This window comes from Bradyrhizobium sp. 21 (assembly GCF_023073335.1).
Classification (GTDB): domain Bacteria; phylum Pseudomonadota; class Alphaproteobacteria; order Rhizobiales; family Xanthobacteraceae; genus Bradyrhizobium.
On record NZ_JADPJG010000002.1, the window covers coordinates 959,313 to 971,498 of the forward strand.

General features: G+C 60.8%; 11 protein-coding genes and 1 tRNA gene. 8 read left to right on the plus strand and 4 right to left on the minus strand.

Annotated elements, in window-relative coordinates:
* Nucleotides 1-119: 119 nt before the first annotated feature.
* From IVB31_RS04350 to IVB31_RS04365, 4 genes are all read left to right on the plus strand, one after another.
* Nucleotides 120-2,210 carry a hypothetical protein gene (locus tag IVB31_RS04350; protein WP_247318915.1) on the plus strand — a complete coding sequence of 697 codons (2,091 nt, stop codon included), beginning with the start codon at nt 120-122 and terminating at the stop codon, nt 2,208-2,210.
* Complete coding sequence (locus IVB31_RS04355) at nt 2,207-2,902, plus strand: hypothetical protein (RefSeq protein WP_247318917.1); 696 nt, start codon at nt 2,207-2,209, stop codon at nt 2,900-2,902. The genes IVB31_RS04350 and IVB31_RS04355 overlap by 4 nt, the downstream gene beginning before the upstream one ends.
* A gap of 149 nt (nt 2,903-3,051) precedes the next feature.
* Nucleotides 3,052-3,125, plus strand: a tRNA-Gln gene (locus IVB31_RS04360).
* 167 nt (nt 3,126-3,292) lie between these two features.
* Nucleotides 3,293-3,655, plus strand: coding sequence for a DUF1428 family protein (locus IVB31_RS04365; protein ID WP_247318919.1), 363 nt, complete (start codon nt 3,293-3,295; stop codon nt 3,653-3,655).
* 162 nt (nt 3,656-3,817) lie between these two features.
* Here the strand turns inward: IVB31_RS04365 and IVB31_RS04370 are convergent, their stop codons facing one another.
* The gene (locus IVB31_RS04370) at nt 3,818-4,873 is read right to left on the minus strand and encodes a hypothetical protein (protein ID WP_247318921.1); all 1,056 of its coding nucleotides are present in this window, start codon (nt 4,871-4,873) and stop codon (nt 3,818-3,820) included.
* A gap of 229 nt (nt 4,874-5,102) precedes the next feature.
* Here IVB31_RS04370 and IVB31_RS04375 point away from each other — a divergent pair, with 229 nt between their 5' ends.
* The 4 genes from IVB31_RS04375 to IVB31_RS04390 all read left to right on the plus strand — a co-directional run bounded on the left by IVB31_RS04375 (nt 5,103) and on the right by IVB31_RS04390 (nt 7,100).
* The gene (locus IVB31_RS04375) at nt 5,103-6,032 is read left to right on the plus strand and encodes a polysaccharide deacetylase family protein (protein WP_247318932.1); all 930 of its coding nucleotides are present in this window, start codon (nt 5,103-5,105) and stop codon (nt 6,030-6,032) included.
* A gap of 107 nt (nt 6,033-6,139) precedes the next feature.
* Nucleotides 6,140-6,748, plus strand: coding sequence for a hypothetical protein (locus tag IVB31_RS04380; protein ID WP_247318934.1), 609 nt, complete (start codon nt 6,140-6,142; stop codon nt 6,746-6,748).
* A complete protein-coding gene (locus tag IVB31_RS04385) occupies nt 6,745-6,930 on the plus strand; it encodes an ATP-binding cassette domain-containing protein (RefSeq protein ID WP_247318937.1) in 186 nt (61 codons plus the stop codon). The genes IVB31_RS04380 and IVB31_RS04385 overlap by 4 nt, the downstream gene beginning before the upstream one ends.
* The gene (locus tag IVB31_RS04390) at nt 6,891-7,100 is read left to right on the plus strand and encodes a hypothetical protein (protein ID WP_247318939.1); all 210 of its coding nucleotides are present in this window, start codon (nt 6,891-6,893) and stop codon (nt 7,098-7,100) included. The genes IVB31_RS04385 and IVB31_RS04390 overlap by 40 nt, the downstream gene beginning before the upstream one ends.
* Here IVB31_RS04390 and IVB31_RS04395 read toward each other — a convergent pair.
* The 3 genes from IVB31_RS04395 to IVB31_RS04405 all read right to left on the minus strand — a co-directional run bounded on the left by IVB31_RS04395 (nt 7,093) and on the right by IVB31_RS04405 (nt 12,039).
* On the minus strand, nt 7,093-7,659 hold the full coding sequence (locus IVB31_RS04395) for an invasion associated locus B family protein (protein ID WP_247318940.1): 567 nt from the start codon (nt 7,657-7,659) through the stop codon (nt 7,093-7,095). The genes IVB31_RS04390 and IVB31_RS04395 overlap by 8 nt on opposite strands.
* 64 nt (nt 7,660-7,723) lie before the next feature.
* On the minus strand, nt 7,724-10,870 hold the full coding sequence (locus tag IVB31_RS04400) for an efflux RND transporter permease subunit (RefSeq protein ID WP_247318945.1): 3,147 nt from the start codon (nt 10,868-10,870) through the stop codon (nt 7,724-7,726).
* Nucleotides 10,867-12,039, minus strand: a complete 1,173-nt coding sequence (locus IVB31_RS04405; protein ID WP_247318948.1) for an efflux RND transporter periplasmic adaptor subunit — start codon at nt 12,037-12,039, stop codon at nt 10,867-10,869. The genes IVB31_RS04400 and IVB31_RS04405 overlap by 4 nt, the downstream gene beginning before the upstream one ends.
* Nucleotides 12,040-12,186: the final 147 nt, after the last annotated feature.

A 12,186-nucleotide genomic window follows, 5' to 3' on the forward strand; every position in this document is an offset into this window, starting at 1 on the left:
GACGGTCGGCTCACGCTCAAATCACACGTCAATGGAAATGTAATCGCGGCAATTGAATTTGGATATGGCTCCGCCACGGCGGAGCCAAACAAGCATGGCTGGAAACAGGAGTACTCGCCATGATGCTCGATAGCGCCGGAAAATGGATCATCGCGTTCGCCTTCGGCGCCGTCATGGTCGGAATGTACTCGTGGTCTCGCTTCGACGAGCCCAGTTGCGACAGCCAGTCGGAATACTTCTCCCGCTACAAGCCTCGGTTCTCCACCTCTTACGGTCGGTACGCCCGCGCCAAATGGGCCTATGTCGGAGCGATGATTGTCATGTACGTGGCTTTTTCGCTCATGCCGGAGCTCTTTACTACGGTTTCCAGCATTGGTGCGGGTAGCGATGCGTCGAAGACGATCGACGGGCTGCCGTTGGCAGTCGCGCTGGCGTTGGTCACGCTTCAGAACGTGCCGGGCCTCAAGGAACTGGAGAAGCGCATCCGCGGATTCCTGCATTCTGTCGCGCGCATCCCCGACTGCGTTCGCCGAACCGTCGCGCAGATGCGCAGTTCGCCGTTCACTTTCGAGCAAGGCGTTTACCAGTGCCAGACCAGAAAGCTGGTGGGCCAACCCGGAGCGGCGACCGCGCTGACCGGCGATCTCGGCAAGCTGAGAGAGGACGACGAGATTCTCCACACCTGGTACTGCGTCGGAGGCGTGCTCGCCGCGCTGTCAGAACGAAGGCGGGACGGTGCCGGTATCGATCCGATCTTCTTCGCCAATTACAGAGACGAGCTCGACAGCATCGCCGCAAAACATATCGCGCTTGTCGAACTCGTGCGCGAGCACGTCGGCGAGTTCTTGAAGGGCGGCAACCCCACGGATCTCGGAACGCTCAGCGAAGTTCGCGATCTTCGCGATCGGCTGTACACGTTTGTCGCGTGCGGCGTTCATTCCACCGTCAGGAACGAGGCTGACAGCCTGGATGTCGTGGCGCGCCTCGGCTTCGTCATCGCCGATGAGCCTGGCAAGGGGCAGGGTCACGCCATTGGTCCGCTCGCCGGCTTGTCATTCATCTCCCTTGCGATGTTGTCGATCTTCACCGGCTATTCAACCCAGGCCTTCAGCGAGTTTGTCGTGCAGCATATCGGCAGCGACTGGCTCCCCGGGCTAGGCATCCCGACGGGTACGCTTGGACTTTTTGCGTGGACGTGGCTCACGGCGGCATTCTATTTCTCCACGATTTTCGGGGCGCTCGCGGTTCGAAACGCGAGAATTGCGCGACGCGAATGGTTCGATCTCAACGATTTGAATCGCGAAAGACCGTTGCTCCGCTATGTCACGCCGATCATGGTGGGAACCGCGCTCGGCAACACCACGCTGTCGATCATTGCGGTGATCGGCGCCAGGATGTCTTCGGGCGAGACAGGAGCTGCGATCGCCGGGGCGCTTCCGTGGTTTCCGCTCGCAACGGTCATGGCAGCCATCGTCGTCGTGCTGAGCGACGGGCGGTTGATCGAAGACGGATTTTGGCGCAGCACGGCGGCCCGAGCCGCATTGGGAGCGCTGATCATGGTCTTGATCGGCTTTCTGACCAGCCGGTTGAGCATTCCGATGAGCCTCGCGGCGTTCGCGGTCGGCAACAAGATAGACCTTACACCGGCGGTGCTTCGGATCGGGACCTACACGAGCCTTTTCATCGCGGCCCAGATCGGTCTGTTTGCATTCGTCCTGTGTGTCATTGCGCAGGTTGCTGAGCGCTACATCACGCGCGGTCGGCTGCCTGCGGCTGCTGGAAAGCTCGTCGAACTGATCACGCGACAAGGACCCGAGTTCTCCGTTGTCCTGGACGATGCGTGCGAAGCGTCCCTGTTTGCTGCGAACAGGACCGAAAAAAACATTACGGCGGCGGGCTGCCGGGGCCGATGGCAACTCTTCCCTGAAGGCATGGCAGTGAAATGGAGTGCGGGCTCGGGGGAAGGCTATTGCAAAGTCGGGGAGTTTGGCTTGATCCGCCGGTACGGGGACGCCGTGATCTACGAAGGCTATGTCGGCCAGTTCTCGGCCAAGAAGAAGCCGGTCTTCGACGCCCGGGTCGATGAGCGCAGCAATGACAATCGCATGTCGTCAAAGCGGCGGCGCGAGGTGCGGGCGTCCGCAGGTGTGCAACCGGTTCTGAAGACCGCCGCCGCCGTGGGATCTGTAGTCGAGGAGATACGGACATGACTCTGCAGGACCGATATTTCGTGCCGGTGTGCCTCTATCCCCACACCAAATATCGCACGGCGGCCGGCGTGACGGCGCTCTTTGAAAAATACATCGTGCAATCCCAAGAGTACCTGATTGTCGTCGCCGACCGCCTCCTGGTCCTGGATCGCCTGATCACGGGACGCTACTTCACCGTCAATTCGGCGACCAACAAGGCAAGAAAGGAGGCAGAGCAGGTCTCCAGTCTCATTGAGCGGATTGCCCGCAAGGCCGGCGCAGGCACAAAGGGTCGGGTTGCCTTTTGGGATGAAGTCGCGGAGACGGCCGAGTTCAGCGATTTCGCGCCGCGGCTGCGGGAGGCGGTGTCGGCGGACGCATTTCTCGTGCGGGCTATCGAGGAGTTCATCGACCGTCGGGTCAAGCGGTTTGGCTCGGGCAGCGAACCCGATCGCGAGCGTGAGCACGAGCGCGACTACCTTCTTTCGGAAGTCTGTATGAGTGTCTACAGCACGGAGGTGCTGGGGTTCGGCAACGAGGTGTGGGAGCGTCCTCCGGCACCGGAAATTCCCGATCCGCTGAAACTGCTCTATGCGCACCGACCCGAGCTGGTCACCCGGGTTACCGGCCGGCCGGTCATTCGCAAGCTTCATTTCCTCTATCCGGAAGCCGATCGGTCCGCCGATCAGATCGACAAATTGGCCCAGGCCTGAAGCCTCACAGGCTCATCCACCGCCGTGCTTGCCAGCCCAGAGCCGAGCGGGTAGAACGCTGCCACGCCTGAGCCGTGATTTGCGCCAAACGCGCTTCCGGCCGCAGTCGGGCAAGTCAATAAGCCATTGAATTTGTTCGGCTATTCCGTTGGGGAATGGTGTAACGGTAGCACAACAGACTCTGACTCTGTTTGTCTAGGTTCGAATCCTAGTTCCCCAGCCAATTCCGGCGCTTGTCTCAGACCGTAATCCGATCCTGCCGCCGGCTGCAAAGCCTGCTCGACGCGCCGCTGCGCGCGGCGGTTTGCCTCATCTGAGCTCGCGTCGCCGGTGTCGGATCGCACCGCGCCCCATCGTCCTTGGACATATGCAACTCCAAGGAGATTCGTGATGCCCTATGTCGATGGTTTCGTGCTGGCCGTGCCGAAGGACAAGATCGAGGCCTACGAGGCGCTGGCGAAAACGGCCTGTGCGATCTGGATGGAGCACGGTGCGCTCGACTATGTCGAATGCATCGGCGACGACGTGCCCTATGGCGAACTCACCTCTTTTCCGCGCGCGGTGATGGCGAAGGAGGACGAGATCGTGGTGTTCTCCTGGATCGTCTATCGCGACCGGGAGACGCGCGACGCCGTCAACAAGAAGGTGATGGCAGACCCGCGGCTGAAGTTGGACGGCATGCCGTTCGACGGCAAGCGCATGATCTATGGCGGCTTCAGGACGCTGCTGAGGGCCAGCGACGTGATCGGGTGAGCCCACGATTGCAGGATCGCCAGATGCCGCGATCCTAGATCAGATCAAGGCTCGCCTCGGTGCAAGGCAGGCGGGCGCCGCGATGATGATCTTGCGCCAGATTGGCCCATAGCTGCTCCCGCCTCGAAGAACAACAAATCCTACAGATGGAAGCGAAGGCAATCAAAACATGGACGTCGCATTTTGGGCGGGACGGTCTTGGTCGCTATCGCCTTTGACAATCCTATAGGCTTGCCCTGGGGGCAGGCTAATGCAGTAGTCAATTTCAACATTAGCTTTGAAGAACGGCTCAAAATAATTGGGGACAATGATTGCGTCTCCCATTTCTCGGCGAACAAATCCTGACGCCCGTAGATGGTTGTCATCAATTCCCTGGTTATAGAAATCGATATACTCGGCATTCGTCGACTTCAGCAGATAATTCCACTCGTCGCAAAGCCCGCTCAACGCGTCAGAGGGGCCTATGAAGTCGACTATTCTTATGGCTTTGGCTCCCGCATGACTGCAAATCCTGGTGACCACGATGCCCGTCGTCTCGCTGCGGTCGCGGATCAAGTAAATCTGATAGTGATAAACGGGATGTCGAAGATAGCGATTGATAAGGTAGCGCGGACTTTTAGGCGGAAAGTCTATTTGGGCGCGAAAGCAATTTTCAGTGTCGGCAATGATATCGTTTTCGAAGGCCGGCTGAAGTCTCTTATTGGCATCGCTTGTTCCCGCTTTGTCGGGAATCCTTTTTGTGTCTTTCACCGCGATGAGGCTGAAGTTTGATTGCTCCGAATTGAGAATATAATACTGACTTAGGCGCCCTGTTTGATAGCCTCTGGCCTGATACATAGCCAACGTCATTTCGCTGGCCCCAACGGTCGAAATGACGTCTGGCTTTACGCTTTCCTCCAGGTAAGAAAGGAGGCGCCGTCCCAATTTATGTCCTCTGGCCGCATCCTGAGTCATCCAGATGGCCATCCAACAAAGACGCTCAAATGGAATTTCAGAATCAAAATGCGCCAGCGGTATAAAGCCGAGAACGCCATGAATCGCTTGGGTCGCGCGCTCTACGCCAATAATGAAGTTGTATTTTCCGCTGATGCGGTCGAAATGCTGCCAATCAAATATTTCGTCGGATGTGACGAAGATATGGTTCTTTTTCCAGTGCTGATCGATGAATTGAATGAGGGCTGCTCGATCGCTTTTTTGCGCTAGACGAATTTCATGCATGTGCGCCTCGCGTCAAACTTCTTCGCCAAAAACCGCAACGCTGATGCACGATTTGACTATCGTGACGAATCATTCGCCGTCATCAAAAGTGTCGACACTCTGCGAAGAGCAGAATTATTGGCTTCGCCAAATGTGATAGTCAAGTTGGGGTGGAAAATTTATTACAAGAGAACGAGGGAAATGTGCTATAGGCGCCTGTCCTCCGGGGGTTGAGGCGCGGTGAAGACAGATGTCGCTGACCATCGTTATGTATCATTATGTCCGTGATCTGGCGCGTAGCCGATATCCCGCGATCAAAGGACGTGACATTCAAAGTTTCCGGCGCCAAATGGATTATCTGGCGCATCATTACAAAGTTGTAACCGCTGAGCAGGTCGTCGCCGCGGCACACGGTGACGGCGTGCTCCCCGAGAATGCGGCGTGGCTAACGTTTGACGATGGCTATATGGATCACTACCAGGTTGTGTTTCCTCTCTTGCACGAGCGCGGTTGGCAAGGTTCCTTTTTTCCTCCCGCGCGAGCTGTCGCCAATCGCGAACTCCTGGACGTGAACCGCATCCATTTCGTTCTTGCTAGCACGTCGGACCATCAATCGCTTGTGACTGAGATCCGCGCTTTCGTCGCGGCGCATCAGGGCGTCAATGGTGTGCGGACGTTTGAGGACTATTGGACCGAATTAGCGCATGCGTCGCGCCTGGATTCAGAGGTTGTGATTTTCATTAAGCGCATGCTGCAGCATGCGCTGCCCGAAGATCTGCGGCACGAATTGGCTACGAGACTGTTTAAACAATTCGTCGGAATCGATGAGGCGGCCTTTGCACACGAACTGTATATGTCGCCCGACCAGTTGCGCATGATGATTCGGTGCGGAATGTATGTTGGAAGCCATGGGGCCGCGCATTACTTTATGGATCGTCTAGAACCGGCGAAGCAAGCAGATGAAATCGATGCATCGCTGGCATTCCTCAACGATTTGGGTGCAAGCACAAATGGCTGGGTGATGTGCTATCCCTATGGTGTCTACAATCAGACGCTTCTCGAGTTGTTGAAAGAGCGTAGTTGTGCCGTCGGAGTTACGACAAAGGTCGAAGTAGCTCGCCTGGGACACGATCATGCCCTCACGTTACCTCGCCTGGATACGAACGATCTCCCGGGGTAGGATGATCGAGTTGCTGAAGGAGAAGACCCATGGCGTCATCTCTCACGCAGTCACCAAGGGCCTCGCCCCAAAAGCGCCAATGAAACACTCCGGCATGGAATGGGTCGGTGCCGTGCCCGCACGATTGGGAAATCGGGGCACTCAATTTGGTGTCGCGACCGATCATCAACGGTCCAGCGATCTCATCGGCGCGTGGATATGTGCGCGATGACGTTTTGCCGCGCCTGAACGGCCGCCGCCTGCTCCCCCTCTCAGCGCGATTGCCTCCGCAGTCAGAGGAGCGTCTGTCTTGCCCGCTCGCTGAGGAAGGCATTGCGGGGATACCCGCAGCCCGGGCGAGCGAAAGCTACATCCGGGAACGCCTGCTGAGACTGTCCCGGGTATCGCTTCGCTCACCCATAGGATCTACCGGTTCGGGCGGGACTGCGCTTGCGTGGTCTCGGCAAAACCAGGCGACGTCGGATCGAACGCTGCTGAATGCGATCGCGGGCCTCATCCCGGTCCATTCCGGCACGATCAGCTTTCGCGGCGAGGACATCGCCGGCGAGAGAGCGTTTGCGATCGTGCGCAAGGGGCTCGCGCTGTCGCCGGAAGGCTGGCGGCTGTTCGTGCAGCAGTGCGTTGAGAACAACCTCATGCTCGGCGCGACGCCGCTGCACGACAGGTCGCGCAGGGTCACATTGCTCGAGCGCGTCTACGAGAGTTTCCGCGGTTGAAGGAGCGGCGCAACCACCGCACCGGCACCAAGTCCGGCGGTGAGCCGCAGCTGCTCGCGGTCGGCCGCGCGCTGATCAGCGACCCGAAATTTTTGATGCTGGATGAGCCGTCACTTGGCCTAGCCCCGCGGTGCTCGGGCCCATGTACGAAACCTTCGGCCGCCTGCATCGCGAGGGCCTGACCATCCTGCTCGCCGAGCAATCGATCGAGCTCGCGCTCGAAGTCTCCGACTTCGCCACCGTGCTCCGGGTCGGCAAGAGCGTGCTGTCAGGCACGGTGGCGGCGCTGCACAGGATCCGCAGGTGCAGGAGGCCTATTTGGGCGGGTGACGGATTTCGCCTCGCTACTTGATCTTGTCGTAAGCCGCCGCGAAGTCGGTGAGCGGCATTGGGATCGCGATCGACTCCTTGGCCATGTTCTGGAAGGAGACCTTCAACTGCTTGCCCGAGCGCAGGGCCGCAAGCAGGTCCGCCGCGATCGGCGTCGAGGCGTAGCAGCCGCGGTTCTCGCAGGTCTGGATCTGGAGATCGACCGTCTTGCCCTCGTCGACCTGGAGCTTGGCGCCGATGGGAAGGTTGAGGCCGAGCGGCAATTGCAGCAGCGCGACCGGCGAGCGGGTATCGGGCGCGATGCGGATGTTGATCAGGACGATGGTCTGGCCGGTCTTGGTCAGCACCGCGTTCTGCTCCATCGCGCATTCGAGCGGGGCGTCGCGGCTGACGCTGGTGCAGCGCACGACCCAGCCGGCCTGCTGCGCCGGAGCGCCGTCAGCCTGTGCTTGCGTCGGGGCCGGCGCGGGCTGCGCGGCAGGGGGAGCTGCATTCTTCTTGGCCCCCTGCTGGGCATGCGCGGCGCCGGTCGACAGCAGGAGAGCGGCGGCGAGGGCGACAAGTCTGGATTGCATGGGCATGGCGAGACCGCGTTGGCGTAGACCGAGCGCCTCGCTGTAGCGTCGCGCGCGGCGCGGCGCAAGCCTACTCGGCGGCTTGCTTGACGCTGCCGTGCTCGACCGTCTCGTCGCCTTCGCCGTCATCGGGACGGCCCCATCTCGAGAACCAGTTGTTGAGCTCGTCGAGATAGAGATAGACGACAGGGGTGGTGAACAGCGTCAGCGCCTGGCTGACGATCAGGCCGCCGACCATGGCGTAGCCGAGCGGCTGGCGGATCTCGGCGCCGGTGCCGTGACCGAGCATCAGCGGCACGCCGCCGAGCAGGGCGGCCATCGTCGTCATCATGATCGGACGGAAGCGCAACAGCGCGGCCTGGCGGATCGATTCCGCCGGCGTCTTGTGCTCGTCGCGCTCCGCGGCGATGGCGAAGTCCACCATCATGATGCCGTTCTTCTTCACGATGCCGATCAGCAGAATCACTCCGATCAACGCAATGAGGCTGAACTCGAAGCCGGCCGCCATCAGGATCGCCAGCGCACCGACGCCGGCCGAGGGTAATGTCGACAAGATCGTGATCGGATGAATGTAGCTCTCGTAGAGGATGCCGAGGATCAGATAGACCACGACCAGCGCCGCGAGGATCAGCAGCGGCACGGTGCCCAGCGACTGCTGGAACGCCTGTGCCGTGCCCTGGAAGCTCGAATTGAGCGTCGGCGGCGCGCCGAGATCGGCCATCGACTTCTGCACGGCCTCCGTGGCCTGGCCGAGCGCGACGCCCTGCGCAAGGTTGAAGCTGATCGTGATCGCCGGGAACTGGCCCTGGTGACTGATCGAGAGCGGCCGGACCGGATCGGTGCTCCAGGTCGCAAACGTCGACAGCGGCACCTGGTCCCCGGTCAGTGGCGATTTCAGATAGAGCTTGTTCAGGCTTTCGAGGCTGCCCTGCATCTCCGGCAGGATTTCCAGGATCACCTTGTAGGTGTTGAGCTGGGTGAAATACTGCGTGACCTGGCGCTGGCCGAAGGCGTCGTACAGCGTGTCGTCTATCAGCTGAGGCTGGATGCCGTAGCGCGCTGCGGTATCGCGGTTGATCTTGAGCTGAACCGTGGTGCCACGGGTCTGCTGGTCGGTCGCGACGTCGCGCAGTTGCGGCAACGTCTGCATCTTGGCGAGAATCTTCGGCGCCCAGTCATTGAGCTCGGCCAGATCGGCGTCCTGCAACGTGAATTCGAATTGCGTACGTGTCGGCCGGCCGCCGAGCCGGACGTCCTGGGCCGCCTGCATGTAGAGGCGGGCGCCGGACACCTTCTCGAGCTGGGGACGCAGCCGCGCGATGATCTGCTGCGCCGAGGCCCCGCGCTCATTGCGTGCCTTCAATGTGATGAACATGTTGCCGTTGTTGCCGGCGCGGCCGCTGCCGCCGATGTTCATCGCGATCGTTGCGACGTCGGGATCGTCCATCACGATCTTGCCGAGCTCGACCTGGCGGCGCTGCATCTCCGCGAACGAGATGTCCTGGGAGGCTTCCGACGTCGCGGTGATCAGGCCGACGTCCTGCTGCGGGAAGAACCCTTTCGGGATCAGGACGAACAGATAGACCGACAAGGCAAGGGTCGCGAAGAAGATCGCGAGCGTCGTCCGCCGCCAGGCCAGGGCATGGTCGAGCACCCATTCGTAGCCGCGCAGCATCGAGTCGAATCCGCGTTCGCTCCACTGGTAGAACTTGCCGTGGGTCACCTCGCCATGGGCGCGCAGGAAGCGCGAGGCCATCATTGGCGTCAGCGTCAGCGACACGAACATCGAGACGAAGATCGTCATCGCCAGCACGACGGCGAATTCGCGGAACAGGCGTCCGATGATGCCGCCCATCAGCAGCAGCGGAATCAGCACCGCGACCAGCGAGATGCTGATCGACACGATGGTGAAGCCGATTTCCTTGGAGCCCTTGAAGGCGGCCGCCATCGGCGATTCGCCTTCCTCGATGTAGCGGGTGATGTTCTCGAGCATCACGATGGCGTCGTCGACGACGAATCCCACCGCGATCGTGAGTGCCATCAGCGACAGATTGTCGAGCGAATAGCCGACCACCCACATCAAGGCGCACGCGCCCAGCAGTGCCAGCGGCACAGTGATGGTGGGAATGACGGTCGCCCAGAAGCTGCGCAGGAAAATGAAGATGACCATCACCACCAGTGCAATGGTCAGCAGCAGCGTGAACTGGACGTCCTCGACAGCGGCGCGGATCGTCGTGGTCCGGTCGCTGATGAGCTCGATCTTGATCGCGGGCGGGATCGCGGCCACGAGGCGAGGCAGGGTGGCCTTGATCCGGTCGACGGTCTCGATGACGTTTGCGCCTGGCTGCTTGAATATCACCAGGAACACGCCGCGCTTGCCGTTGGCCCAGGCCGCCTGCTTGGCGTCCTCGGGGCCGCTGACCGCCTGGCCGATGTCGCGGATTCTGAGCGGACCACCGTTGCGATAGGCGATGACCACGTCGTTCCAGTCCTTCGACTGGGTGAGCTGATCGTTGGCGTAGATCGTGTAGGCGCGCTTCGGGCCGTCGATGTTGCCCTTCGGGCTGTCGACCGTGGTGATCGCGATCTGGCTGCGCACGTCCTCCATCGACAGACCCTTGGCGACGAGTTTGGCCGGGTCGATCTGAATGCGGATGGAAGGTTTCTGCTGGCCGCCGATGAACACCTGCGCCACGCCTGCAAGCTGACTGATCTGCTGGGCGAGCTGGGCGTCGACCGCGTCGCTGACGCTGGTCAGCGGCAATGTCTCGGAGGTTGCCGACAACAGCAGGATCGGGGCATCTGCCGGGTTGACCTTACGGTAGGTCGGCGGCGAGGGCAGGTTCTTCGGCAACTGGCCGCTGGCGGCGTTGATGGCGCCCTGCACGTCGTTGGCGGCGCCGTCGATGCTGCGGTTGAGGTCGAATTGGATAGTGATCGAGGCGGTGCCCAGATAGCTGGTCGAGGTCATCTGGGCGATGCCCGGGATCTGGGCGAATTGCCGTTCGAGCGGCTGGGCTACCGACGAGGCCATGGTCTCGGGGCTGCCGCCCGGCAAATTGGCGGTGATCTGGATGGTCGGGAAGTCCACCTGTGGCAGTGGCGCGACCGGCAGCAGGGGATAGGCGACGAGACCGACAAAGAGAATGCCGGCCATCAGCAGCGAGGTGCCGATGGGATAACGGATGAAAGGTGCCGAAATCCCGCCCGCGTTCATTCCCGTCGAACCTTGTTCTGGGCCGGATCCGAACTCGCCACGGCCGTGGAGACGAGGCTTCCGGGCTGGACCTTGAATTGACCGCCGGTGATCACCTGCTGCCCGGGCGCCAGCCCTTCATCGATGACCGAACGTCCGTCGATGGCGTAGCTGACCTTGATCTTGTGCACTTCGGCCTTGTTGTCCTGATTGACGGTATAAGCGTAGAGGCCGTTGGTGGAGTGCTGGACCGCGTCATCCGGGACAACGGTCGCATCTTTCAGGGTGCGCACCAGAAGACGGGTCGATACCGACTGCCCCGGCCACAGCGCGTGGTCCTTGTTGTCGAACACCGCCTTGAGGCGAATAGTCCCGCTGGTCGTGTCGACCTGGTTGTTGATGACCGCGAGCTTGCCCTCGGCCAGCGTCTTCTTGCCGTCGGTGGTGAAGGCGATCACCTTGAGCGCGCCGGCCTTCTGGCCCTCACTGATATAGGGGAGCTGGTCCTCCGGCGCGGTGAAGATCACCGAGATCGGCTCGACCTGCGAGATCGTGACGATGCCGGTTTGCGTCGAGGCGTTGACGATATTGCCGATGTCGACCTGGCGCAGGCCCGCGACGCCGGTGATCGGCGCCTTGACCTGGGTATAGTCGAGCTGGGTCTGCGCGTTGGCGATTGCAGCTTCGTCGGCGGCGATCTGGGCGTTGAGCTGGGCGACTGTCGAGCGCTGGGTGTCGACCCGCTGCGCGGTGGCGAATTCGCCGAGCTTCATGGCGCGCTGGAGCTCGAGATTGGCGTTGGCCAGATTGGCCTCGTCCTGGGCCTTCTTGGCCTTGGCCTGGTCGAGCGTGGCCTGGTAGGGGCGGGGATCGATCGAAACCAGAAGGTCGTCCTGCTTGACGATCTGGCCTTCGGTGAAGGCGATCTTGTCGATCTGGCCATCCACCCGGGTGCGGACTTGCACGGTGTTGAAACCCTGAACCGTGCCGAGACCGGTCAGGTAGACCGGGAAGTCGACCTTCTCGACCGGCGAAACGCTGACCGGGACGGCGGGCGGGCGGGGCGGACCCTTCTGTGCGGTCTGGGTTTTTCCGGCCTCGGGCGAGCCGAATTTCTGCCAACCGTAGTAACCCGCGGAGGCCACGGCCGCGATGATCAGAATCCAGAGGATCGGCCGGGACTTTTTCATATCGTCTCGTGTCGGCTCGTGTGCCCTAAGCTACGAATTATGGCGCCATCATAGGGTTCCAGGGCGCTTGTATAATACACGCCAAGTTCCAGTGTAAACAGCACTATCGGTTGAAAATCCTAAACAATTGGAAAGCTTTGCACCGCT

What these genes read in the sequence shown, in the direction of transcription:
- IVB31_RS04350 (WP_247318915.1), top strand. Translation starts at nt 120, where the DNA reads ATGATGCTCGATAGCGCCGGAAAATGGATCATCGCGTTCGCCTTCGGC.
- IVB31_RS04355 (WP_247318917.1), top strand. Translation starts at nt 2,207, where the DNA reads ATGACTCTGCAGGACCGATATTTCGTGCCGGTGTGCCTCTATCCCCAC.
- IVB31_RS04365 (WP_247318919.1), top strand. Translation starts at nt 3,293, where the DNA reads ATGCCCTATGTCGATGGTTTCGTGCTGGCCGTGCCGAAGGACAAGATC.
- IVB31_RS04370 (WP_247318921.1), bottom strand. Translation starts at nt 4,873, where the DNA reads ATGCATGAAATTCGTCTAGCGCAAAAAAGCGATCGAGCAGCCCTCATT.
- IVB31_RS04375 (WP_247318932.1), top strand. Translation starts at nt 5,103, where the DNA reads ATGTCGCTGACCATCGTTATGTATCATTATGTCCGTGATCTGGCGCGT.
- IVB31_RS04390 (WP_247318939.1), top strand. Translation starts at nt 6,891, where the DNA reads ATGTACGAAACCTTCGGCCGCCTGCATCGCGAGGGCCTGACCATCCTG.
- IVB31_RS04395 (WP_247318940.1), bottom strand. Translation starts at nt 7,659, where the DNA reads ATGCCCATGCAATCCAGACTTGTCGCCCTCGCCGCCGCTCTCCTGCTG.
- IVB31_RS04400 (WP_247318945.1), bottom strand. Translation starts at nt 10,870, where the DNA reads ATGAACGCGGGCGGGATTTCGGCACCTTTCATCCGTTATCCCATCGGC.
- IVB31_RS04405 (WP_247318948.1), bottom strand. Translation starts at nt 12,039, where the DNA reads ATGAAAAAGTCCCGGCCGATCCTCTGGATTCTGATCATCGCGGCCGTG.